General features: G+C 65.2%; 20 protein-coding genes. 5 read left to right on the top strand and 15 right to left on the bottom strand.

The window, feature by feature from the left end:
• Window positions 1-256 precede the first annotated feature (256 nt).
• The 7 genes from holA to HDG32_RS11465 all read right to left on the bottom strand — a co-directional run bounded on the left by holA (window position 257) and on the right by HDG32_RS11465 (window position 8,176).
• Window positions 257-1,384: a DNA polymerase III subunit delta gene (gene holA, locus HDG32_RS11435; protein WP_184066752.1), complete on the bottom strand. Its 1,128-nt coding sequence runs from the start codon at window positions 1,382-1,384 to the stop codon at window positions 257-259.
• 54 nt (window positions 1,385-1,438) lie between these two features.
• The gene (gene lptE / locus HDG32_RS11440; RefSeq protein ID WP_184066755.1) at window positions 1,439-1,990 is read right to left on the bottom strand and encodes an LPS assembly lipoprotein LptE; all 552 of its coding nucleotides are present in this window, start codon (window positions 1,988-1,990) and stop codon (window positions 1,439-1,441) included.
• Between the two features lie 88 nt (window positions 1,991-2,078).
• Window positions 2,079-4,670, bottom strand: coding sequence for a leucine--tRNA ligase (gene leuS / locus HDG32_RS11445; protein ID WP_184066758.1), 2,592 nt, complete (start codon window positions 4,668-4,670; stop codon window positions 2,079-2,081).
• Between the two features lie 184 nt (window positions 4,671-4,854).
• Window positions 4,855-5,286, bottom strand: coding sequence for a biopolymer transporter ExbD (locus HDG32_RS11450; RefSeq protein ID WP_184066761.1), 432 nt, complete (start codon window positions 5,284-5,286; stop codon window positions 4,855-4,857).
• 91 nt (window positions 5,287-5,377) lie between these two features.
• On the bottom strand, window positions 5,378-6,097 hold the full coding sequence (locus tag HDG32_RS11455; protein WP_184058458.1) for a MotA/TolQ/ExbB proton channel family protein: 720 nt from the start codon (window positions 6,095-6,097) through the stop codon (window positions 5,378-5,380).
• Window positions 6,098-6,175: 78 nt separating this feature from the next.
• A complete protein-coding gene (dapB, locus tag HDG32_RS11460; protein WP_184066764.1) occupies window positions 6,176-6,973 on the bottom strand; it encodes a 4-hydroxy-tetrahydrodipicolinate reductase in 798 nt (265 codons plus the stop codon).
• A gap of 354 nt (window positions 6,974-7,327) precedes the next feature.
• Window positions 7,328-8,176 carry an outer membrane protein assembly factor BamE gene (locus tag HDG32_RS11465; protein ID WP_184066951.1) on the bottom strand — a complete coding sequence of 283 codons (849 nt, stop codon included), beginning with the start codon at window positions 8,174-8,176 and terminating at the stop codon, window positions 7,328-7,330.
• A 152-nt stretch (window positions 8,177-8,328) separates the two neighbouring features.
• On the opposite strand from HDG32_RS11465, the gene fur reads away from it, so the two are divergent.
• Complete coding sequence (fur, locus tag HDG32_RS11470; protein ID WP_013090534.1) at window positions 8,329-8,757, top strand: ferric iron uptake transcriptional regulator; 429 nt, start codon at window positions 8,329-8,331, stop codon at window positions 8,755-8,757.
• 102 nt (window positions 8,758-8,859) lie between these two features.
• Here the strand turns inward: fur and HDG32_RS11475 are convergent, their stop codons facing one another.
• From HDG32_RS11475 to HDG32_RS11485, 3 genes are all read right to left on the bottom strand, one after another.
• Window positions 8,860-9,372 (bottom strand): ureidoglycolate lyase, encoded by a 513-nt coding sequence (locus HDG32_RS11475; RefSeq protein ID WP_184066767.1) that lies wholly within the window; start codon window positions 9,370-9,372, stop codon window positions 8,860-8,862.
• Between the two features lie 27 nt (window positions 9,373-9,399).
• Entirely contained in the window at window positions 9,400-10,410 is a 1,011-nt protein-coding gene (gene alc, locus HDG32_RS11480) for an allantoicase (RefSeq protein ID WP_184066770.1), read from the bottom strand.
• A 135-nt stretch (window positions 10,411-10,545) separates the two neighbouring features.
• Entirely contained in the window at window positions 10,546-11,874 is a 1,329-nt protein-coding gene (locus HDG32_RS11485) for a C4-dicarboxylate transporter DctA (protein ID WP_184066773.1), read from the bottom strand.
• 236 nt (window positions 11,875-12,110) lie between these two features.
• Between HDG32_RS11485 and HDG32_RS11490 the strand changes: the two genes are divergently transcribed.
• On the top strand, window positions 12,111-12,797 hold the full coding sequence (locus HDG32_RS11490) for a FadR/GntR family transcriptional regulator (RefSeq protein ID WP_184066776.1): 687 nt from the start codon (window positions 12,111-12,113) through the stop codon (window positions 12,795-12,797).
• Window positions 12,798-12,868: 71 nt separating this feature from the next.
• On the opposite strand, the gene gap is transcribed toward HDG32_RS11490, so the two are convergent.
• Together gap and tkt are read right to left on the bottom strand one after the other, a co-directional pair.
• Window positions 12,869-13,879, bottom strand: a complete 1,011-nt coding sequence (gap, locus tag HDG32_RS11495; protein WP_184066779.1) for a type I glyceraldehyde-3-phosphate dehydrogenase — start codon at window positions 13,877-13,879, stop codon at window positions 12,869-12,871.
• 112 nt (window positions 13,880-13,991) lie between these two features.
• Window positions 13,992-16,013 carry a transketolase gene (gene tkt, locus HDG32_RS11500; protein ID WP_184066782.1) on the bottom strand — a complete coding sequence of 674 codons (2,022 nt, stop codon included), beginning with the start codon at window positions 16,011-16,013 and terminating at the stop codon, window positions 13,992-13,994.
• A gap of 266 nt (window positions 16,014-16,279) precedes the next feature.
• Between tkt and speE the strand changes: the two genes are divergently transcribed.
• From speE to HDG32_RS11515, 3 genes are all read left to right on the top strand, one after another.
• Window positions 16,280-17,182 carry a polyamine aminopropyltransferase gene (gene speE / locus HDG32_RS11505; RefSeq protein WP_184066785.1) on the top strand — a complete coding sequence of 301 codons (903 nt, stop codon included), beginning with the start codon at window positions 16,280-16,282 and terminating at the stop codon, window positions 17,180-17,182.
• Window positions 17,183-17,286: 104 nt separating this feature from the next.
• A complete protein-coding gene (locus HDG32_RS11510; protein ID WP_090801864.1) occupies window positions 17,287-17,700 on the top strand; it encodes a glyoxalase/bleomycin resistance/extradiol dioxygenase family protein in 414 nt (137 codons plus the stop codon).
• 19 nt (window positions 17,701-17,719) lie between these two features.
• Complete coding sequence (locus HDG32_RS11515; protein ID WP_184066787.1) at window positions 17,720-18,460, top strand: 16S rRNA (uracil(1498)-N(3))-methyltransferase; 741 nt, start codon at window positions 17,720-17,722, stop codon at window positions 18,458-18,460.
• Window positions 18,461-18,589: 129 nt separating this feature from the next.
• Here the strand turns inward: HDG32_RS11515 and HDG32_RS11520 are convergent, their stop codons facing one another.
• From HDG32_RS11520 to HDG32_RS11530, 3 genes are all read right to left on the bottom strand, one after another.
• The gene (locus HDG32_RS11520; protein ID WP_184066790.1) at window positions 18,590-19,150 is read right to left on the bottom strand and encodes a barstar family protein; all 561 of its coding nucleotides are present in this window, start codon (window positions 19,148-19,150) and stop codon (window positions 18,590-18,592) included.
• Window positions 19,151-19,166: 16 nt separating this feature from the next.
• A complete protein-coding gene (locus HDG32_RS11525; RefSeq protein WP_184066793.1) occupies window positions 19,167-19,580 on the bottom strand; it encodes a ribonuclease in 414 nt (137 codons plus the stop codon).
• Between the two features lie 419 nt (window positions 19,581-19,999).
• Window positions 20,000-22,339 (bottom strand): NADP-dependent malic enzyme, encoded by a 2,340-nt coding sequence (locus HDG32_RS11530; RefSeq protein ID WP_184066796.1) that lies wholly within the window; start codon window positions 22,337-22,339, stop codon window positions 20,000-20,002.
• Window positions 22,340-22,467: the final 128 nt, after the last annotated feature.

The raw sequence follows: 22,467 nt of genomic DNA on the forward strand, positions 1-22,467 counted from the left end.
TCGTGATGCCCCGCACGTTGGCATGCGGTGGTCGGGCAGGATTAGCGAAAGATCAAACGATTGTAAGTCGGGTACCGGGGCTTTGCTCGCACGCGGGCGGCGGGTGCACTGTGCTGTCGCAGGTTCGCCGATGCGTTTCGTTCGGCGCGTGGCACGCGAAACACGCTGGTCTGTATGTGTGGAACGACTGGCAGTCGGTCCACGATTGCTCGCGTCAGCCACTGCTTCGACGCTCGCGCGAATCAGCTGTGCCGCTTCAGACTGGCCGCCGCGCTGGCGCCGCCGTTGGCACCCGAGGTCGCGGCGGCGGCACTGGCGAAGCTGCCGACGGTTTCGGCGCCGCCACCGTCATCGCGAGTTCGAACAGGCCGTCCCACGGATCGGGCGGCGGATCGTTGCGATGATTACCCCGCGTGCCGCCCGACAGCCCCTTCACCTGCCGGTCGAGCCGCGCCGCCAGCGCGAGTGCCGTTTCGAGCGCCGCTTCGCTGACGCGCGACAGCGCAGGTCCGACCAGCCGTTCGCGCGGACCCCACACGCGGTTCTCGCGCGTGAGCATCGCGAGCGGCTTGCCGGCCGCGACGCCGCGCTTGATCCGCAGCAGCGTGCGCACTTCTTCGACGACCGCCCACAGCACGAGCACCGCGGCCTCGCCTTCACCGCGCAGCCCGTCGAGCATGCGCGCGAGACGGCCGACGTCGCCCGCGAGCATCGCCTCGTTGAGCTTGAACACGTCGTAGCGCGCGACGTTGAGCACCGCGTCCTGAACCTGATCGAAGCTCAGCGAGCCGTTCGGATACAGCAGCCCGAGCTTCTGGATTTCCTGATGCGCGGCGAGCAGATTGCCCTCGACGCGCTCGGCGATGAACGCGAGCGCACGCCGCCCCTCCTCGCCGGCTGCGACGCGCTGACCTTGGGCCGCGAGCCGCTGCCCGACCCAGTTCGGCAGCTGCGCGCGCTCGACCGGATCGATCTTCAGCGCGACGCCGGCGTCGGCGAGCGCGGTGAACCATGCCGACTTTTGCGTGGCCGCATCGAGGCGCGGCAGCGTAATCATCGTCAGCACGTCGTCGTTGACGGTGGATGCGAGCGCCTTCAGCGCATCGGCGCCTTCCTTACCGGGTTTGCCCGACGGAATGCGCAACTCGACCAGCTGACGGTCGCCGAACAGCGACATCGACTGGCTCGCGCCGAGCAGCGAGCTCCAGTCGAAACCGCGCTCGACCGTGAACACCGAGCGGTCGGTGAAGCCGGCCGCGCGCGCCGCCGCGCGGATGCGATCGCACGCTTCCTGCGCGAGCAGATGCTCGTCGCCGTATACGACGTACAGTCCGGCGAGGCCGCGGGCGAGATGCGTTTCGAGCGCGTCAGGTCGCAGTTGCATGGCTGGCGGTTGACGGGATGAATGAGATTCGACGAATCACGAACGGTGCGATGCTCACAGCGGCGGCGGCGGCAGCGGTGCGCGCGGCACGATGGCCGGCACGGCCTCGGCCTGCGTCGGATGCAGCGAGCGCACCACGCCGAGACGGCGGACCAACTGATCGACCGCGTCGTTTTCCATGTCGGCGAACAGGATGTCGGACTCGGCGGCCTTCGCCTGCGAGAACTGGTCGCTATAGGTCATCGCGCGGTTCAGCGCGATCACGCTGCCCGGAATCAACACGGTGCCGTCCTTGCCGGTCAGCGTGTAGGTCATCTGCAAATTCAGCTGATACTCGGCGACGACACCCAGCGAATTCAGCGTCAGCGTGCTGACGTTGCGGTTCTGCGTGATCTGCAGCAGCGCATCGGCATTGGCGGGCGAGCTGACCACCACGGTGTCGCTGCCGCCCTGCACGATGCGCGTGAAGCGCGCCATGGCCGCGGGCGAGCCGCCCGCCACATAGAGGCGCTTGAACGCGAAGTCCTGCTGGCCGCGCAACTGGAAGCCGCAGGCCGACAACATCATTACGCTGCAAGCGAGCGTCAAAAACGATCTGCGAGTCACATTCGCTCCCGGTTCGCAGTGGATTCGCGGTGCCGAGGAACGCCGCCGGGCGGGCGGCGCTCCGTCTGCCGGATGAGGGCCTGGAACGTCAAACGACCACGTTCACGAGACGGCCCGGTACCACGATGATCTTCTTAGGCGCCTTGCCTTCGCTGAATTTCGCTACCATTTCGTGCACGGCCGCTTGTTGCTCGATCGCTTCGCGCGACGCGTCCTTCGCGACCGTGATCGCGCCGCGCACCTTACCGTTCACCTGCAGCACGAGTTCGATCTCGGCCTGTTCGAGCGCCTTCTCGTCGACCTTCGGCCACGGCGCGTCGAGCAGTGGGCCGAATTCGTCGGCATAGCCGAGCTCCTGCCACAGCTGGAACGTCAGGTGCGGCACGACCGGGTACAGCACGCGCAGCATCACACCGTAGGTTTCACGCAGCACGGCGGTCTGCGCGCCCTTCGCGCCGTCGAGCGCGTTGAGCATCTTCATCGCGGCCGATACCACCGTGTTGTACTGAAGGCGCTGATAGTCGAAATCGGCCTGCTTCAGCACGCTATAGATCTCACGACGCAGCGCCTTGTCGGTGTCGTTGAAGCGTGCGGCGTCCAACTGGCCGCCCGCGCGCAGCGCGGCTTCGTTCGTATAGCCGAAGTTCCACACGCGACGCAGGAAGCGGCTCGCGCCTTCGACGCCCGAACCCGACCACTCGAGCTGCTGCTCGGGCGGCGCCGCGAACATCACGAACAGACGCGCGGTGTCCGCGCCGTGCTGATCGATCAGCATCTGCGGGTCGACGCCGTTGTTCTTCGACTTCGACATCTTCTCGACGCCGCCGAGCACGACCGGCTGGCCGTCAGCGTTGAGCACCGCGCCGACCGGGCGGCCCTTGTCGTCGAACGACACGGTCACTTCCGCCGGGTTGTACCAGGTCTTCTTGCCCGCTTCGTTTTCGCGGTAATAGGTTTCGTTGAGCACCATGCCCTGCGTGAGCAGGTTCTTCGCCGGTTCGCCGAACTTCACGAGACCGAGGTCGCGCATCACCTTCGCCCAGAAACGCGAGTACAGCAGGTGCAGGATCGCGTGTTCGATACCGCCGATGTATTGATCCATCGGCGCCCAGTAGTCGGTGCGCTCGTCGACCATCGTCTTCGCATCCGGCGACGCGTAGCGGTAGAAGTACCACGACGAATCGACGAAGGTGTCCATCGTGTCGGTTTCGCGCTTTGCCGCGCCGCCGCAGCTCGGGCACGTGCAGTTCAGGAACGCTTCGGACTTCGCGAGCGGATTGCCCGTGCCGTCCGGCACCAGGTCTTCCGGCAGCACGACCGGCAGGTCTTTTTCCGGCACCGGCACGTCGCCGCACTTCGGGCAGTGGATGATCGGGATCGGCGTGCCCCAGTAACGCTGGCGCGAGACGCCCCAGTCACGCAGACGCCACGTGATCTGCTTGTCGCCGAGGCCCAGTTCCTTGAGATCGGCGGCGATGCGGTCTACGGCTTCGTCGTAGGCGAGGCCGTCGTACTTGCCGCTGTTCACCAGCGTGCCGGTCTTCTCGCCGTACCACTCCGCCCACGCTTCGGTCGAGAATTCCTTGCCCTCGACCGCGACGACCTGCCTGACCGGCAGACCGTACTTCTTCACGAACGCGAAGTCGCGCTCGTCGTGCGCCGGCACACCCATCACCGCGCCTTCGCCGTAAGTCATCAGCACGTAGTTGCCGATCCACACCTCGACCTTCGCCTGCGTCAGCGGATGCGTGACGTAGAAGCCGGTGGCCATGCCTTTCTTTTCCATCGTCGCGACGTCGGCTTCGGCGACGCCGCCGCGCTTGCATTCGTCGATGAACGGCTGCAGTTCCGGCTTGTCTTGCGCGAGACGCGTGGCGAGCGGATGCTCGGCGGCGATCGCGCAGAACGTGACGCCCATGATCGTGTCGGCGCGCGTCGTGAACACGCGCAGCAGCTTCTGTTCGCCGTCGATTTCATACGGGAAGCCGAAGTTCACGCCGAAGCTCTTGCCGATCCAGTTCTGCTGCATGATCTTCACGCGCTCGGGCCAGCCGAGGCCTTCGAGATCGTTCAGCAGTTCATCCGCGTACTGCGTGATGCGCATGTAGTACATCGGGATTTCGCGCTTTTCGACGAGCGCGCCCGAGCGCCAGCCGCGCCCGTCGATCACCTGCTCGTTCGCGAGCACGGTCTGGTCGACCGGGTCCCAGTTCACGGTGCCGGTTTTCTTGTACGCGATGCCCTTTTCGAGCATCTTCAGGAACAGCCACTGGTTCCACTTGTAATAGTCAGGGCTGCAGGTCGCGACTTCGCGCGACCAGTCGATCGCGAGGCCCATCGACTGCATCTGCTTCTTCATGTAAGCGATGTTGTCGTAGGTCCACTGCGCGGGCGGCACGTTGTTGGCCATCGCGGCGTTCTCCGCCGGCATGCCGAAGGCGTCCCAACCCATCGGCATCAGCACGTTGTAGCCGTTCATCCGCAGATAGCGGTACATCACGTCGTTGATCGTGTAGTTGCGCACGTGCCCCATGTGCAGCTTGCCCGACGGATACGGCAGCATCGAGACGCAGTAGAACTTGGGCTTGTCGGTGGTTTCCGTCGTCTTGTAGGCGTCGATGGCGCGCCATTGCCCTTGCGCGGCGGCTTCGACGTCGGAGGGAACGTATTTTTCGTGCATGGTGTGATGGGATCGCCAGGTTCGGTGCTTTCGCACCGGCCCGGTGCTCTGCAGAATGTCGTTGCGTCGTGTCCCCTTCGGCGGGGAAAGGGCTGATTATACCGTTCGCGGACGGGTGCGCCGCGCGGCGTGGTGCGGGACTGGGTATGCCGGATTGGTGAACGCGGTGCGCACCCGGTGGCGCTCAGTGCCGCGCGGCGGGCGGCGGCGGGTCCGTCACGAAGCCGATCCGCTCGAGCCCCGCCTGCTGCGCGGCGCCCATCACCTGCGCAATCACTTCGTAGCGCGTCGAGCGCTCCGCGCGCAACTGGATGTCCGGCTGATCCGCCCGCTTGCCGGCCTCGGCGAACTGCGCGCGCATCTGCGCGAGCGTGATCGGCTTGCCGTTCCAGTAGAGCTTGCCGGCGCCGTCGATCGAAAGGGAGATGGTTTGCGGGGTCTGGCGCGCGGGCGCCGCCGCGACCTTCGGCAGATCGAGCCGGATCGCGTGCGAGAACAGCGGCGCGGTGATGATGAAAATCACCAGCAGCACCAGCATCACGTCGATCAGCGGCGTCATGTTGATCTCGGCCATCGGCGCGGCCGTCTGCTTCTTCTCGAGTCCGCCGAATGCCATGTCGCCTCCTTGCGTCTGAGCTTGCCCGTGCGATGGGCGGTGTGTCGTGCGAGGAAGGTCGCGATGTGCCGAGCCCGCCGCGCGTGACAAGTCAGCGGTGCGCCTCGCGCGCCGCCTGCTGCGCGCGCGGAGGCGTCGGCGCGTGCTCGGTTGGGGAGCACACGTACGCATGCAGATCGTGCGCGAAGCCGTCCAACTCCTCGGACAATTGCCGCACGAGGCGGCCCAGCACGTTGTACGCGAGCACCGCCGGAATCGCCACCACCAGACCGAAGGCGGTCATGATCAGCGCCTCGCCCACCGGTCCCGCGACGTTCTCGATCTGCGCCTGCCCGCTCGCCGCGATGCTGCCGAGCGCGTGATAGATACCCCATACGGTGCCGAGCAGACCGACGAACGGCGCGGTGCTGCCAACCGACGCAAGCAGCACCTGACCGAACTCGAGCCGCCGCTGCGACGCATTGAGCGCCTGGCGCAGCGCGCGCAGCACCCGTTCGCTGCGCTCGACGCGCGCGAGCAGCGCGCCCGGAATGTCGACCTCGGCCGCATTGAGCGCCGCTTCGGCGAGCGGCGCGAACACGCGCTCACGATCAGTGCGGCGCAGGATGGCGACGCCTTCGGCGAGCGTCGGCGCCTGCCAGAAGCGCGCGATCGCCCGGTTGGCCTGGCGTTTCGCGCGCGTCAGAATCCAGCTCTTGACGATCAGAAAACACCAGCTCGCAATCGACATGGCCAGCAGCACATAGGCGACGCCATGCGTGATTGCGTCGCTCGTTTGCAGGTAATGGATGATGCCGCTGCTGCCTGCCATCTGACCTCGCCTTGGGAAAGTGACTTCGGGAGGGCGCGCTCGGGATGCGCTACTCCGACTATGCGCAACGGGCTTCGCTCAACGCAGGCCGAGCACGTCCTGCATGTCGAAGAAGCCGTTGTCGTGGCCTTCGAGGAAGCGTACAGCACGAAGCGCGCCTTGTGCATATGACAGGCGGCTTGCCGATTTGTGCGTGATCTCGATGCGCTCGCCGATGCCCGCGAACAGCACCGTATGATCGCCCACGATATCGCCGCCGCGAATCGCCGAGAAGCCGATCGTCGACGGATCGCGCTCGCCGGTCACGCCTTCGCGACCGTAGATCGCGCAGTCGTCGAGGTTGCGGCCGAGCGCGTTGGCGATCACTTCGCCCATCGTCAGCGCGGTGCCGGACGGCGCGTCGACCTTGTGACGATGATGCGCCTCGATGATCTCGATGTCGTAGCCGGTGGAGAAGTGCCGCGCCGCGTATTCGAGCAGCTTCAGCGTGACGTTCACGCCGACGCTCATGTTCGACGCGAACACGACGCCGATCTTCCGCGCCGCCGCTCGCAGCTGCGCTTTTTGCGCGTTGTCGAAGCCGGTCGTGCCGATCACCATTTTCACGTCGTGGCGCTGCGCGGCTTCGAGATGCGCGAGCGTCGCGTCGGGACGCGTGAAGTCGATCAGGTAGTCGGATTCGGCGAACACACGCTCGATGTCGTCGGACATCAGCACGCCGGTCTCTTTGCCGAGGAACGCGCCGGCGTCCTGGCCAAGCTGCGCAGCGCCCGTGCGGCAGAGCGCGCCGGACAGCGTCGCGTCGGCGTCGTTGAGGACGGTTTCGATGAGCATGCGGCCCATTCGGCCCGATGCGCCCGCAATGGCAATTTTCATGACGATGAGGATTCGAAAAGAGTCAACCGGTATGGAGCCCGGCAAACGCGGCCCGGCGAATGCCCGGACCAGTGTGCCGGGGAATGCGCCCGGTCGATATAGGGACATGCGGCGGCAGGGAGCGAAATCGCCCGGCTCGCTGCTGGAGCCAATGGGGGCGGCCGATCGGGACGGCTCGCTCAGGTGACTGACCGATACGGCCCGCTGCGGCGACCCACTGCCGCGGCAACCACGGCAACACATTCATGCGGCCCAAGCGGCGCATTTCCGACCTCGCCTGGTGACGGACAAACACACATCTGGCGGGCGCCGCACATGTGGCGCGCAGCCCGCCTCACAACACCGACGAGCAAATCAGTTGCTCGTTCCCGGCGTCGCCGGCGAAGTGTTCAACGTCGGGCTGCCGCTGCTTTGCGAGCCCGTCGGGCCGACCGGGTTGCTCTCGTTCTCCTGAGCGGGCGGCGGCGGACGCTTGAACTGGAACTGCGGCTGACCGCCGGACGTCGGGCCTTGCGTCGGGATCCCGCCGGCGCCCGCCCTCGGCACGGCCGACCGCACGGACGGCGCGCGGCTCGGCGTCGGCACCGCGCTCGTTGCGCGATTGGCCGCCTGGGCGGCTTCCGCGTTGGCGTCCATGGACGGCGTGGCGGCCTGCTGGGCGCCTTCGACCGACGGCGAGCGCGTCGTATCCACGGTAGCCGGTGCCGCGGCGGCGGCCGCGCTAGCGGCGGCTGCGTCGCTGGCGGCCACGGCGTTGGCGGCCTCGGCCGCGCTCGTCGCGCGCGGCGGCGTCGCGTTCGGGCGGCGGCCACGGCGATCACCGTCGATTTCGGCCAGCAATTCGAGATTGGTCGGCAGATCCTCGCCGCCCGTCCAGTGGGTCACGAGGTCGCCGGAGAAGTACACGACGAAGTCACGCTGCTGCACGATCGACGTCGAGCCGCGCTTGAAATAGAACACGTAATCCCAGCGATTCGCGTGGAACATGTCGGTCAGCAGCGGCGTGCCGAGCAACTGACGCACCTGCGCGCGCGTCATGCCGACCTTCATCTGGTCGGCCATTTCCTGCGACACGAAATTACCTTGCACAACCGTAATCCGATACGGCGTAATGCGTTGGGCAATGCGCTGGGTCAGGCTGTCGTATGTGGAACATCCGGCAAGAACCGCGACAGTCGCAACAGCGATCAAGGTACCCCGCATGCGGCTCCCCCGGTAGATCAATTGAGATTTAGAAATCATTTCACTCACCGTGCGGGCCCGCTTGCGGGCCGCGCTCATTCCATCGAAAATGACCAGAACGCCAAAACACATTACTATGAGAGCCCAGCATTGTACTCTAGGGATCCCTTGTCATGACCAATCCAACCGATCTCAAGAATATCGGGCTCAAGGCGACCCTTCCGCGCCTCAAAATCCTTGAGATTTTCCAGCATAGCCCGGTGCGTCACCTGACCGCCGAAGACGTGTACCGCAACCTCCTGCACGAGGAGCTCGATATCGGTCTCGCCACCGTGTATCGTGTGTTGACGCAATTCGAGCAGGCCGGCCTGCTCTCGCGCAGCAATTTCGAATCGGGCAAGGCGGTGTTCGAACTGAACGAGGGGTCGCACCACGACCATCTCGTGTGCCTCGATTGCGGGCTGGTCGAGGAATTTTTCGACCCCGAAATCGAAAGCCGTCAGCAGTCCATCGCCAAGGCACGCGGCTTCAAGCTGCAGGAACACGCGCTGGCACTGTATGGGGCGTGCACGAAGGAGAATTGCCCGCATCGTAAGCACTGATGCGTCGCGGGTCGCCTGCCAACGCGACCTGGCAAGTCAGAAAAAAGACCCGGCCGATGGGCATCGGCCGGGTCTTTTTTATTCAGGCGGCGGCAATCGCCGCTATCCGACCAGTTCCGCGCTCGGCTCGAAGGCGAGCCGCCACCGCTCGGCCAACTGCAATTCGTCGCAATTCGGCGCATCGCCGCCGCGATCGACGACGATGAAGTCGCTGACCTGATCCAGCGCGAGCAGCGGATGGTGCCAGACCCCTTTGGCGTAATTGACGCCCTGCCACGCATCGGTCCAGAACGCGCGCATGCGCGCGGCGTCGAACTCGCCGGCCGGCGCGACCACCATCAGATATCGGCCCGCGCGTAACGGAATGAAAGCCTGGCTGCCGAGCGGATGCCGCTCCATCATCGTGATCTCGACGGGCAGCGCGCGCGGCTGCGCGCGAAACAGACTGACGAGCGGCCGGCCGCCCTGCTCCACCACGTCGACGCGCGCGAGGTCGTGATAGCGCTCGGTGGTACCGCCGTTGATCGGAAAACGACGCGCGCCGTCGAGTTCGATCACGTCGCCGAACGGCGCGAAGGCCGCGCGCGTCAGGCGTTCCATCTGCAGGATCTTCATGCGTGCCGCTCCATGACGTTGCTTGCGTTAAGCGATCTCGCCCCACAGACGCAGGCGCGACACGCCGCCGTCCGGGAAGATGTTGAAGCGCACGTGCGTGAGCGGCCCGAGCGCGGCGAGGTCGTCCGCGAACGCGTGCACATGATCCATTTGCAGTTTCTGTTCGCCGAGCAGCACCGGCCAGAACATCGCCTGCGTGACGAGGGAATCGTCGGTGCCGCCCGTCACCGATGCCGCCTGCAGCGAGCAGCGATCCGGGAAGTTGCCCTTGAAGTGCGCGGTGTCCACTTCGATCTTGCGGATCACGCCGGGCCGCGCGAGCGCGACGATCGCCCAGTCGTTGCCCGGCTCGCGACGCCGCCGCGTTTCCCAGCCGTCGCCCATGTTCACGCCACGGCCCGGCATCAGCATCTGCGAGGCCGGCCCGAAATGCTGGTTGTTCGCGGCGACGAGGTACGCGCCGTTTTCGATCGCGGCGAGATCGAGCAGCGTGCCGCGCTCGACGCGGCTCCAGTCGCGCTGCGGCTGGCCATACACGCGCAGTCGCGCGAGCCCGCCGTCCGGATACAGATTCACGCGCAGATGGGTGACCGGGCGCGCGTCTTTCACCTCGACGTAGTGATGCTGGTTGCCCTGTAGCGTTGTCGCCGGCACGAGCGGCTGCCAGTCGGCGTGCTCGGGCGGCACGTCAGCGTCGCTATGACAGGCATCGATCGACGCCGCCGGCGGGAAATTGCCGGTGAAGTGGCTCGTATCGAGATCGACCCCATGCACGACGCCCGGCCGCGCGAGCTGGATCACGCAATGGTCATGGCCGGTCGTGCGCTTGCGACGCGTCTCCCAGCCGTCCATCCACTTGCCGTGGTCGTCGTATTTGCCGGGGATGAACACCGCCGGCTGCGGGTCGAGCATGCGCTCTTTCGGCGCGAAGAATTCGTCGCTGGCGAACAGCGCCTTCGCGCCGAGGCGCGGATCGGCGAGGTTCACGTAGCGGCGTGTGAAGGCGGGAGCGTTCGGGTCGAGGATCGGGTTGGCCATGATGTCGGTCGGTGTCGAAGAGGTCGGAAACAGCCGGCGGCGCCACGGCAACCGCCGGCTTTGCGAAAAAAGGTCGAGGAGCTGTCCAGGAAGCGATGCCGGTTCGTCTGGTCAGACCAGATACCCGCGCAGCCGTCAGACCGCCGGCGCGGGTTCGGCCGCACCGGGTTCGACGAGCGTGTCGTCGACGACGGGCACGTAGCGCAGCGCCGCGTCGCGATTCAGCACGCGATGCGCGCGCGCCTTGTCGATATCGTTTTCCCACACGGCGACCACCACCGTCGCGACGCAGTTGCCGATCAGGTTGGTGAGCGCCCGGGCGATGCCGACAAACCAGTCGACCGGCAGAATCAGCACGAGACCGAGCACAGGAATCGCGGGAATCGCGGAGAGCGTCGCCGCGAGAATCACGATCGCCGAGCCCGGAATGCCGTGCGCGCCCTTCGACGTCACCAGCGACACCAGCACGACGACGATCAGGTCATGAATAGACAGCGGCGTGTTGGTCGCCTGGGCGATGAACAGCACCGCGAGCGTCAGATAGATCGAGAAGCCGTCGAGGTTGAACGAGTAGCCGGTCGGAATCACGAGACCGACCGTCGAATCCTTGACGCCCATCCATTCGAGCTTGCGCATGATCTGCGGCAGCACGGCGTCGGACGACGCGGTGCCGAGCACGATCGACAGTTCTTCGCGCAGATAGCGGATCAGCTTGAAGATGCTGAAGCCGGCGAGCCGCATCACCGCGCCGAGCACGAGCACGACGAACACCGCGCAGCTCGCGTAGAACACCAGCACGAGCATGCCGAGCTGCTTCAGCGACTCGACGCCGTAAGTGCCGGTCGTGAACGCGATCGCGCCGAGCACGCCGAGCGGCGCGAGCTTGATGATGAAGCCCATCACGCGGAAGAACACCTGCGACAGCTCATCGATCAACCCGCTCACGCGCTGCGCGCGCTTGCCGAGCAGCGACAGCGCCGAGCCGAACAGCACCGAGAACACGAGGATCTGCAGAATGTCGCCGGTCGCGAACGCGTTGATCGCCGTGTCGGGGATGATCTTCAGCAGGAAGCCCGCTGTGTCCTTCAGGCTCTTCGCGTGCTCGGTATAGGTCGCGAGCGACGCCGCATCGAGCGACTTCAGGTTCACGTTCATACCTGCACCAGGACGCGTCGCGTAAGCGAGCACCGCGCCGATCACGAGCGCGATCGTCGTCATCGCCTCGAAGTAGATCACCGACTTCAAGCCGACGCGGCCGACCTTGCGCAGATCGCCCGCGTGCGCCATGCCGCTCACCACCACGCAGAACACGATCGGCCCGATCACCATCTTGATCAGCTTCAGAAAGCCGTCGCCAAGCGGCCGCAAGGACTGCGCGAAATGCGGAAACACGGCACCGAGCACGATGCCGACCACGAGCGCTATCACGACCCGGCCAAATAGCGAATTGAAGAATTTCAACACGGCTTCCTCCTGCGGATGGTTGTCTCGGTCACTTCTGTTCATACTGGTCCGACCAGTGCTGTTATGGCGAATAGTAGGAAGCCGATATACCCGCGTCAAGGACTCATCGAGCAGTGTTTACCCGTTGTTTTTTCGGCGATTTCGGGTCGGATTCGGGATTTCAGACGGCGCGCGGCGCGCCTTCTCGCGCGCAAGGATTAGAATTGCGGTCAGACCACGCTACCGAGCGATCCCTCATGAAAAACGTCCCGCACACCGTCACCGACGCGGCCATCGCGACCATCCGCGAACGTATCGAGGCGGGCGTCTATCCGGTGGGCAGTCTGCTGCCGGCGCAGCGCCAGCTATCCGATGAACTGTCGATCAGCCGGGCCTCACTGCGCGAAGCGCTGTCCACGCTGGAAGCGCTTGGTCTGCTGGTGATCCGCCCCGGCAAGGGCGTCTACGTGGAAAGCGCGCAGGCGAAAAACGCGCAGGCGTGGCGCTTCGCCGAGCAGTCGTCGCTGCCCGACACGTATCAGATGCGCTACGCGCTCGAAGGCTTCGTCGCGCGCATGGCGGTGCTCGCGGTCACCAACGACGACCTCGCGTGGCTCGAGGAAAACATCACCGCGATGCAAAGCGCGCTCGCCTGCGAGGAACTCGACGAAGCGGCTCGGCTCGACTACGCGTTCCATATGCGCATCGTCAGCATCGCGGGCAATGCGGCGATCGAGTCGATCCTGCGCAGCAGCGCCGAGATCATGCAGGAAAGCCAGCGCATGCCGTTCTACCGGCGCGAGCGGGTGCTGTCCACGTACACCGAACATCGCGCGATTCTCGACGCGTTGAAGGCCCGCGATTCGCTCGCCGCGGGCAAGGCGATCGAGACGCACATCGCGAACGCCGCGCAGCGCGCCGGCGTCTATTTCCCCACGCCGTAGACGGCAAAAATCGCAGACGAAAAAAAACCGCTCCGAAGAGCGGCTTTTTCATGCAGCGTGAAACCCGAAACTTACTTCGCGTTCGCGAGCGCCACAGCCGTGTCCAGCATGCGGTTCGAGAAGCCCCACTCGTTGTCGTACCAGCTCGACACCTTCACGAGACGGCCCGACACCTTGGTCAGCGTCGAGTCGAACGTCGACGAAGCCGGATTGTGGTTGTAGTCGATCGACACGAGCGGTGCGTCGTTGTAACCGAGGACGCCCTTCAGCGCGCCTTCCGATGCTTCCTTCATGATCGCGTTGACTTCCTCGACCGTCGTGTCGCGCGCGGCGATGAACGACAGGTCGACGACCGACACGTTGATCGTCGGGACGCGGATTGCGTAGCCGTCGAGCTTGCCGTTCAGTTCCGGCAGCACGAGGCCGACCGCCGATGCCGCGCCGGTCTTGGTCGGGATCTGGCTATGCGTGGCCGAACGCGCGCGGCGCAGGTCTTCGTGGTACACGTCGGTCAGAACCTGGTCGTTCGTGTACGCGTGGATTGTCGTCATCAGGCCGTTCACGAGGCCGATCTTGTCGTTCAGCGGCTTGACCAGCGGCGCGAGGCAGTTGGTCGTGCACGATGCGTTCGAGATGACCGTGTCCGATGCCTTCAGCACGTTGTGGTTCACGCCGTAGACGACGGTCGCGTCGACGTCCTTACCGCCCGGCGCCGAGATGATGACCTTCTTCGCGCCGCCCTTGATGTGCGCGCTCGCCTTTTCCTTGGTCGTGAAAAAGCCCGTGCACTCCATCACGACGTCGACGCCCAGCTCGCCCCACGGCAGTTCGGCCGGGTTGCGGTTCGCCAGCACGCGGATCTTGTCGCCGTTCACGACGAGGTAGTCGCCGTCCACCGACACGTCGCCCGGGAACTTGCCGTGCGCGGTGTCGTACTGCGTCAGGTGGGCGTTGGTCTTCGCATCGCCCAGATCGTTGATGGCGACGATTTCGATATCGTGCTTCTTGCCGTTTTCATAGAAGGCGCGCAGGGTATTGCGGCCGATCCGGCCGTAGCCGTTGATTGCGACGCGAATCGTCATGATTTATCTCCTGATGGCTAAAAAATCCGTCTATGTTCGCCTGGTCGGACTTCCGGTTCGGTGCGTTGCCGCGCGCAGCCACGAGGGGCGCAACGGCAATGCGACGCAACCATCAGCCGAGCGCGGCCTTGACCGTCGCCACCACGTGCTCGACGGTGAAACCGAAATGCTTGAACAGCACGCCTGCCGGGGCCGATTCGCCGAACGTGTCGATGCCGACCACGCCGCCTTCCAGACCCACGTACTTGCGCCAGAAATCCGACACGCCCGCTTCGATCGCGACGCGACGCACGCCATGCGGCAGCACGCGTTCGCGGTACTCGGCGTCCTGCCTGTCGAACACGGTCGTCGACGGAATCGACACGACGCGGGCGGCGATGCCTTCGCGCGCGAGCGGCTCGACGGCTTTCATCGCGAGTTCGACTTCCGAGCCCGTCGCGATCAGGATGATCTTACGCGCGACGATCTCTTCATCCCAGTCGCGCAGCACGTAGCCGCCCTTCTCGATGTTGGCGATCTGCGCGTCGGTGCGCTCGTTGAACTGCAGGTTCTGGCGACTGAAGATCAGGCACGACGGACCTTCATGCTCGATCGCATGGGTCCAGGCCACCGCGGTTTCGACCGTGTCGGCCGGGCGCCACGTTTGCAGATTCGGGATCAGACGCAGGCTCGCGACGTGTTCGATCGACTGGTGGGTCGGGCCGTCTTCGCCGAGACCGATTGAGTCGTGCGTGAACACGAAGATCGACGGCGACTTCATCAGCGCGGCGACGCGCAGCGCGTTGCGGCTGTAGTCGGAGAACGTCAGGAACGTGCCGCCGAACGCCTTGTAGCCGCCGTGCAGCGCGACGCCGTTGATCGCCGCGCTCATGCCGAATTCGCGCACGCCGTAATTCACGTAGTTGCCGGCGGCACGGCCTTCGGCATTCACGCGCACCGGCTTGGCGGCCTTCCAGTTGGTCAGGTTCGAGCCGGTCAGGTCGGCGGAACCGCCGAGCAGTTCGGGCAACACGGCCGACAGACCTTCGATTGCCTGCTGCGATGCCTTACGCGTCGCCACGGTCTCAGCGCGCTCGTTCGCGCCGGCGATGATCGCTTTCGCCTTATCTTTCCAGTCGGCCGGCAGTTGCTTCGCGCTGCGGCGCTTGAATTCGGCCGCTTCCTGCGGGTACTTCGCCGCGTAGGCAGCGAACGCCTCGTCCCATTCCGCTTCGAAGCGCGCGCCCGCTTCCTTCGCGTCCCATGCCGTGTAGACTTCCTGCGGGATCACGAACGGCTCCCACTTCCAGCCGATCGCTTCGCGCGTCGCCGCGATTTCCTTGTCGCCGAGCGGCGCGCCGTGCGAATCGTGCGAGCCCGCCTTGGTCGGCGCGCCTTCACCGATCACGGTCTTGCAGCAGATCAGCGTCGGCTTGTCCGACAGCTTCGCCTGCTTGATCGCCGCGTCGACCGCGTCGACGTCATGGCCGACCACGTTCGGGATCACGTTCCAGCCGTACGCTTCGAAGCGCTTCGGCGTGTCGTCGTGGAACCAGTGCATCACTTCGCCGTCGATCGAAATGCCGTTGTCGTCGTAGAACGCGATCAGCTTGTTCAGCTTCAGCACGCCCGCGAGCGAGCAGGCTTCGTGCGAGATGCCTTCCATCAGGCAGCCGTCGCCGACGAACACGTACGTGTGGTGATCGACGATCCTGGCGTCGGGCTTGTTGAATTCGGTGGCGAGCAGCGATTCGGCGAGCGCCATGCCGACCGCGTTCGCGAGACCCTGGCCGAGCGGGCCGGTGGTCGTCTCGACGCCCGGCGTGATGCCGTATTCCGGGTGACCCGGCGTCTTCGAATGGAGCTGGCGGAAGTTCTTCAGCTCGTCCATCGGCAGGTCGTAGCCGGTCAGATGCAGCAGCGAGTACAGCAGCATCGAGCCGTGACCGTTCGACAGCACGAAGCGGTCGCGATCGGCCCATTGCGGGTTTTTCGGGTTATGGCGCAGATGACGCGACCACAGGGCGACGCCGATTTCGGCCATGCCCATCGGCATGCCGGGGTGACCGGAGTTCGCCTTTTGAACGGCGTCCATGGCCAACGCGCGGATCGCGTTGGCCATCAGGGAGGTGGGTGCGGGAGACGGGGTCGTCATGTCGAGTCCGGAGACAGAGTCAGAAAGCGGGGGCGCGCTTGAGGCCCGGGAGCTCGGCGGTCACTTCGCTACGGCGCACGATGCGGCGCCAGGAGACGCGAAACGGGCAGAGCAAGCGGACAAGGCTGAAAGCGTCACATTCTAGCAGAAGGTTAACCCCTACCCGGCCGGAAAGCCGCCTGGCCGCGAGGTTCAACGCACACCGCCAGGCGGCATTTACAATTCGAGCAGCTGTGTGCCCGCACTACCGATCGAGCCCGTCCGCCGTGAACGCCCCGCTATTGTTCCAGCCTTGTCCCGACGCCGTCTACGGCTTTCCTCACGCGCGCCTCGTCGAGCGTGTCGAATCCCGTTATCAGACGATCGAGATCTGGGACACGCCGCAGCTCGGCGCGCTGTTCACGCTCGACGGCCGTCCGATGACGTCCGCAGGCGACGAGTTCATCTACCACGAATGCATGGTGCATCCGGCCGCGCTCGCGCATCCGGCGCCGCGCGCGGCGCTGGTGCTCGGCGGCGGCGATGGCGGGGCCGCGAGGCAATTGCTCAGGCATCCGGGCATCGAGCGGATCGTCGTCGCGGAGCTCGATCCCGAGGTCGTGCGGCTCACGCGCGGACATGTGCCGCAGGTGCATGGCGGTGCGTTCGACGATCCGCGCGTCGAGCTGGTGATCGGCGATGCGGCGGACTACGTCGCGGCGGCGGCCCGCGCGACGCAGGGTGCAACGAACGTCGCGGCCGCGCAGTTCGACCTCGTCGTATTCGACCTGACGCCACCCGATTCGCCCGCGGCCGGCCTGTACACGCCGACCTTCTACGCGCAGTTGAAGCGCGTGCTACGTGCTGATGCGTTGCTGTCGCTCCATCTCGGCTCGCCGTACCACCACGCGCCGCGCATCGCCGCGCTGCTCGGCGATCTGCACGCCGCGTTCGCACAGGTGCGCACGCTAGGCACCTTCGTGCCGCTCTACGGCTCGCTATGGCTGATGGCGATCGCCAGCGACACGCTCGACCCCGCCGCGCTCACCGCCGAGACGCTCACCGAGCGTCTCGCCGCGCGCGGCATCGATTCGCTGCGTCATTACGAACCAGCCCTGCACGCGGGGCTATTCTCGGCGGCGCGATCGGCGCGCGATAAACTGAGCCCGTTGACGAAGTCGTCCTTTTGAAGCGCGGACACCTTGCGCGAATCGGTTCGTGTGATGCCGGCGTGCCGCGCCCGACCGAAACCCGCAACCGTGGCCTCGCCGCCTCACGAGATCCGGAGAACTCCATGACCGCCCCCCACCCCGCCGGTGTGCCCTGGCTCACCCCCTATCTGACGGTGCGCGACGCGCGCGCGTCGACGGCATTCTTCTCGGCGGCGTTCGGTTTCGACGTGCGCGACAGCGTGCAGGACGACGGCGTCGTCATGCACGTCGAGATGACCTATCAAGGCCAGCTGATCGTGATGTTCGCGCCTGAAGGCGCGTTCGGCTCGACCGCGAAGACGCCGAAAAGCGCGGGCACGATCGCGCCGCAATCGTTCTATGTCTATGTCGAGGACGTCGACGCCGTGTATGCTCGCGCGCTCGCGGCCGGCGCGAAGTCGCTGAGCGAGCCACAGGACCAGTTCTGGGGCGACCGCTTCGCGCAGGTCGAGGATATCGACGGCTATCGCTGGGCACTCGCCCGCCACCTGTCCTGAATTCAAGAGTCTCCCGTCGATGCCCCGTTTTTTTGTTGATATCCCGCTTTACGCCGACGACGTGGTCGCACTGCCCGACGACGTCGTGCGCCACGTGGCCGTGCTGCGTCTGCAGCCAGGCGATTCCCTGGCGTTGTTCAACGGCCGGGGCGGCGAATACGGCGCCGAACTCGTCGAGGTCGAGCGTCGTGCCGCTCGCGTGAAAATCGGCGAATTTCGCGCGATCGAGGTCGAGCCGCCATATCGGCTGACGCTCGCCCAAGGCATCGCCGGCGGCGACAAGATGGACTGGCTGATCGAGAAGGCGGTCGAACTCGGCGCCTCGGGCTTCGTGCCGCTCGCGACCGCGCGCAGCGTCGTGCGGCTTACCGGCGAGCGCGCGCAGCGGCGGCAGCAGCACTGGCAGGGTGTGGTGCGGGCGTCGTGCGAACAGTGCGGACGTAATCGGCTTCCGGACGTGATGCCGGTGTGCGAGATTGGCGCGTGGCTCGATACGCTGTCGCGCGAGCCGGCGCCTGACGAGCTGCGCCTGCTGTTATCGCCGCGCGCGAGCATCGGCTTTGCGGCGCTGCCTGACGCGCCGCCGCCTGGCGGCGTGACGCTGCTGATCGGCCCCGAAGGCGGCCTTTGCGCCGACGAGGAAGCCGCCGCCGGCGAACAGGGCTTTACCGCGATTGGCTTGGGACCGCGTGTGCTGCGCACAGAGACCGTCGGAATCGCAGTGTTGGCGGGGCTCGCGGCGCGCTGGGGCGGCTGGTGAGCGGGTGCTTGCCCAAGCAGCGCGACAAAAGCAAAGGCCCGCCAATTAGCGGGCCTTTGCCGTTTATACCGCGACGTTCACTGTCAGACTCAAGCAGCTACGCCTGAACAGGCGAAAATCCGGCGAACTTCAAGCGAACGAGTAGAACACCCGGAACGCGACCTTACGCTCGGCCCAGAATTCGGCCGCTTCACGGAACACGTCGAGCAGCGTCTCGCGCCCTTCCTTGTCGAATTTCTGCGCGATCGGCAGGTGTTCGAGCACGATCACGAAGCCGGGCTGCGCACCGGCCTTGTGCACGAGGTCGGTCAGGCAGTCGTAGAGCGCGTCGTAGTTCTTGCCGAAATGCCTGGGAAACAGGAACGACGTCGCGATCGTCTCGAGCACTTCCTGCTTCGAGGCGGCGTTCGCGCAGTACGCATACAGAAAGTGCTGGCCGAGCAGGTTGGCCTCGTCGGCGAGATCCTGCACGCGGAACGCGCGGATCGACTGCACGATGTTCGGCCGCACCGTCCTGAAAAGGCTCATGGGCTCCTCGTTCGATGAAACCACCGTGGCAGCCTCGCTTTGATTGTCGCGACCCTGCTCGCCGGCGCGCATCTTCATGACGCGTTGGAACAAATTGCCGTCGCCGGCCGCGAAAAGATCCGTCGCGACTCCGGAATCGTGCGCGTAGATGTTGTCGCTCATGCCGTTCATCCCAATGTCATTCAACAATATGGTTAAAACTGGTGTAATGGTCGTCCGAGTAATAACAATTGTCGGTCCGCTGTAGCGGACCTCCGCAGACGATGCGGCGCGCCCCGCGATTACGCGCGTGAGGCGTGGGGACGGTGTATTCGTGGTAATAGCCGCGCCGGTGGGCGGGCAGCACCCGTTCGTAGTTGCCGAATACGATGCCGTCCTTCTGATACGGGTAAGGCCCGCCGGCGGCAATGAGGTTCAACGTATCGACCGCCTCGCGCGGCAATTGCGCCAGCGCGATGGTGCCCACCTGCGCTTCCACCCCAGTTGGCGCCGAGTAATCTCGCGCCAGCGCTTCGGGCGCGGAACTGGACAACACGCAGAGTGCGGCGGCACCGATCAGCACGCCTTTCATGCGCAACCAGTTGCGTGCCATGTATCAGGTTTCCCCGCTGTCAGATCACGAGTTTGACGACCATGAAAGTCGTAAGGGTATCGCTAATAGCCTTTGGAATCAACGTTCGACGGCCGATGGCACCCCGCCTCACCCGCGGAAAAGCCGGTGGCGGGGACTTTGACGACTTTTGACAGAATGTTTAGCTCGATCGGGCTAAACTGAGCTCAATCGTGATCGAATGCAGTGCGGGCGGTGCAAGCGGCCGCTGGCAGAGGCGCTCGATTGCGGTTGTTAGAGCCTGAAACCACTGAGCCGAAAGGCCGTGTCATTGCCATTTTTCGGGGTGGCGATCCCCAGCTTGCCCTGAGGGCGTGCCCATTGCGGGCACGCCTTTTTTTTCAGGTACGCCGGTTGGAAAACCGGCGCCGGGCCCGTCGCGGCCCGATCACGATGCGCGGTTAGCGGGTTGCGCTGACGTCCGCGACCAGCAGCGCCGTCATGTTGACGATCCGGCGCACCGTCGCCGACGGCGTCAGCACGTGCACCGGCTTGGCCGCGCCAAGCAGAATTGGGCCAATCGCAATGTTGTTGCCGGCCGCCGTCTTCAGCAGGTTGTACGAGATATTGGCCGCGTCGATGTTCGGCAGCACCAGCAGGTTCGCGTCGCCTTCGAGCGTCGAATCGGGCAATACCTCACGGCGCAGGTTGGCGTCGAGCGCGACGTCGCCGTGCATTTCGCCGTCAACTTGCAGCCCCGGCGCGCGTTCGCGCAGGATCTCGAGCGTATCGCGCATCTTCTGCGCCGTCGGCGCGTTGCTCGAACCGAAGTTCGAGTGCGACACGAGTGCAACCTTCGGCTCGATGCCGAAACGGCGCACTTCCTCGGCTGCCATGATCGTGATCTCAGCCAGCTCGGCCGGTGTCGGATCGACGTTCACGTGCGTATCGACGAGGAAAATCTGCCGATTCGGCAGCACCAGCGCGTTCATCGCCGCATAGACTTTCGCGCCGGGCTTCTTGCCGATCACCTGATCGATGAAGTGCAGGTGGCGGTGTGTGGTGCTGACCGTGCCGCAGATCATGCCGTCCGCCTCGCCCTTCTTGACCATCATCGAGCCAATCAGCGTGGTGCGGCGGCGCATCTCGAGCTTGGCCATCTGCGTCGTGATGCCCTTGCGCGACATCATCTTCGCGTATTCCTGCCAGAACTCGCGGTAACGTTCGTCATGATCGGTGTTGACGACCGTGTAGTCCTGCCCCGCGACGAGCCGCAGGCCATAACGCGCGATCCGCTGCTCGATCACGGCCGGCCGGCCGATCAGGATCGGCTTTGCGAGCTTTTCGTCGACGATGATCTGCATCGCGCGCAGCACACGCTCTTCTTCGCCTTCCGCGAACACGATGCGCTTCTTCTCCGGCTCGACGCTGCGCGCGAGCTGGAAGATCGGCTTCATCGTCGTGCCGCTGTGATAAACGAACTGCTGCAGATGCTGCGCATACGCGTCCATGTCCTCGATTGGACGCTCGGCGACGCCGCATTCCATCGCGGCCTTCGCCACCGCGGGCGCGACCTTCACGATCAGACGCGGATCGAAGGGTTTCGGAATCAGGTATTCCGGTCCGAACGATAGATCCTGGATGCCGTACGCGGTCGCGACGATGTCGCTCTGCTCCTGGCGCGCCAGCTCGGCGATCGCGTTGACGGCGGCGATTTCCATTTCGCGCGTGACCGTCGTCGCGCCGGCGTCGAGCGCGCCGCGGAACAGAAACGGGAACACGAGCACGTTGTTGACCTGGTTCGGGTAGTCGGTGCGGCCCGTGCACAGCACCGCGTCCGGACGCACTTCGAGCGCGAGTTCCGGCAGGATTTCCGGCGTCGGGTTCGCAAGCGCGAGGATCAGCGGCCTGGCGGCCATCTGCTTGACCATGTCCTGCTTGAGCACGCCGCCGGCCGACAACCCGAGGAACACGTCCGCGCCTTCGATCACCTCGGCAAGCGAGCGCGCGTCGGTTTCACGCGCGAAACGCTCCTTGTCCGGGTCCATCAGTTCGGTGCGGCCCTTGTACACGACGCCCGCGAGGTCGGTCACGGTGATGTTTTCGAGCGGCAGGCCGATGTCGACCAGCAGGTCCAGACACGCGAGCGCCGCCGCGCCCGCGCCCGACGCGACCAGCTTGACTTCCTTGATGTCCTTGCCGACGACCTTCAGGCCGTTGGTGACCGCCGCCGCGACGACGATCGCGGTGCCGTGCTGGTCGTCGTGGAAGACCGGAATCTTCATGCGCTTGCGGCATTCGCGCTCGACGATGAAGCAGTCCGGCGCCTTGATGTCTTCGAGGTTGATGCCGCCGAAGGTCGGTTCGAGCGCGGCGATCACCTCGACCAGCTTGTGCGGATCGCTCTCGTTGATCTCGATATCGAACACGTCGATGCCGGCGAACTTCTTGAACAGGACGGCCTTGCCTTCCATGACCGGCTTCGACGCGAGCGGCCCGATGTTGCCGAGGCCCAGCACCGCGGTCCCGTTCGTGACGACGCCGACGAGGTTGCTGCGCGCGGTGAAGCGCGCGGCGTTCAGCGGGCTCTCGACGATTTCCTCGCACGCGAACGCGACGCCAGGCGAATACGCCAGCGCGAGGTCGCGCTGGTTGATCATCTGCTTGGTCGGGGCGATCGCGATTTTGCCGGGAGTCGGAAACTCGTGGTAATCGAGAGCTGCTTCGCGGAGTTTGGTATTGACGGGATTCGACATAAGGCGGGCTTCGGAGGGCAGATTAGAATAGACGTTCGACGGCATTGTAGCCCCAATTGCCTACGCAATTCCTTCAATACGGGTACAACAGCCGCGACTGAAACAGCGTGAAAGCGCGCGTTGCCCGTTGTCCGGATGGTCCGGCGTTTGCGACGGGGCATCACGCTCAATCA

This window comes from Paraburkholderia sp. CI2, assembly GCF_014201055.1.
Lineage (GTDB): Bacteria > Pseudomonadota > Gammaproteobacteria > Burkholderiales > Burkholderiaceae > Paraburkholderia > Paraburkholderia tuberum.

What these genes read in the sequence shown, in the direction of transcription:
- HDG32_RS11490 (WP_184066776.1), top strand. Translation starts at nt 12,111, where the DNA reads ATGAAAAACGTCCCGCACACCGTCACCGACGCGGCCATCGCGACCATC.
- HDG32_RS11475 (WP_184066767.1), bottom strand. Translation starts at nt 9,372, where the DNA reads ATGAAGATCCTGCAGATGGAACGCCTGACGCGCGCGGCCTTCGCGCCG.
- holA (WP_184066752.1), bottom strand. Translation starts at nt 1,384, where the DNA reads ATGCAACTGCGACCTGACGCGCTCGAAACGCATCTCGCCCGCGGCCTC.
- HDG32_RS11515 (WP_184066787.1), top strand. Translation starts at nt 17,720, where the DNA reads ATGCCCCGTTTTTTTGTTGATATCCCGCTTTACGCCGACGACGTGGTC.
- HDG32_RS11455 (WP_184058458.1), bottom strand. Translation starts at nt 6,097, where the DNA reads ATGGCAGGCAGCAGCGGCATCATCCATTACCTGCAAACGAGCGACGCA.
- HDG32_RS11450 (WP_184066761.1), bottom strand. Translation starts at nt 5,286, where the DNA reads ATGGCATTCGGCGGACTCGAGAAGAAGCAGACGGCCGCGCCGATGGCC.
- HDG32_RS11520 (WP_184066790.1), bottom strand. Translation starts at nt 19,150, where the DNA reads ATGAGCGACAACATCTACGCGCACGATTCCGGAGTCGCGACGGATCTT.
- HDG32_RS11530 (WP_184066796.1), bottom strand. Translation starts at nt 22,339, where the DNA reads ATGCCGTCGAACGTCTATTCTAATCTGCCCTCCGAAGCCCGCCTTATG.
- HDG32_RS11525 (WP_184066793.1), bottom strand. Translation starts at nt 19,580, where the DNA reads ATGGCACGCAACTGGTTGCGCATGAAAGGCGTGCTGATCGGTGCCGCC.
- tkt (WP_184066782.1), bottom strand. Translation starts at nt 16,013, where the DNA reads ATGACGACCCCGTCTCCCGCACCCACCTCCCTGATGGCCAACGCGATC.
- gap (WP_184066779.1), bottom strand. Translation starts at nt 13,879, where the DNA reads ATGACGATTCGCGTCGCAATCAACGGCTACGGCCGGATCGGCCGCAAT.
- HDG32_RS11510 (WP_090801864.1), top strand. Translation starts at nt 17,287, where the DNA reads ATGACCGCCCCCCACCCCGCCGGTGTGCCCTGGCTCACCCCCTATCTG.
- fur (WP_013090534.1), top strand. Translation starts at nt 8,329, where the DNA reads ATGACCAATCCAACCGATCTCAAGAATATCGGGCTCAAGGCGACCCTT.
- leuS (WP_184066758.1), bottom strand. Translation starts at nt 4,670, where the DNA reads ATGCACGAAAAATACGTTCCCTCCGACGTCGAAGCCGCCGCGCAAGGG.
- alc (WP_184066770.1), bottom strand. Translation starts at nt 10,410, where the DNA reads ATGGCCAACCCGATCCTCGACCCGAACGCTCCCGCCTTCACACGCCGC.
- dapB (WP_184066764.1), bottom strand. Translation starts at nt 6,973, where the DNA reads ATGAAAATTGCCATTGCGGGCGCATCGGGCCGAATGGGCCGCATGCTC.
- HDG32_RS11465 (WP_184066951.1), bottom strand. Translation starts at nt 8,176, where the DNA reads ATGCGGGGTACCTTGATCGCTGTTGCGACTGTCGCGGTTCTTGCCGGA.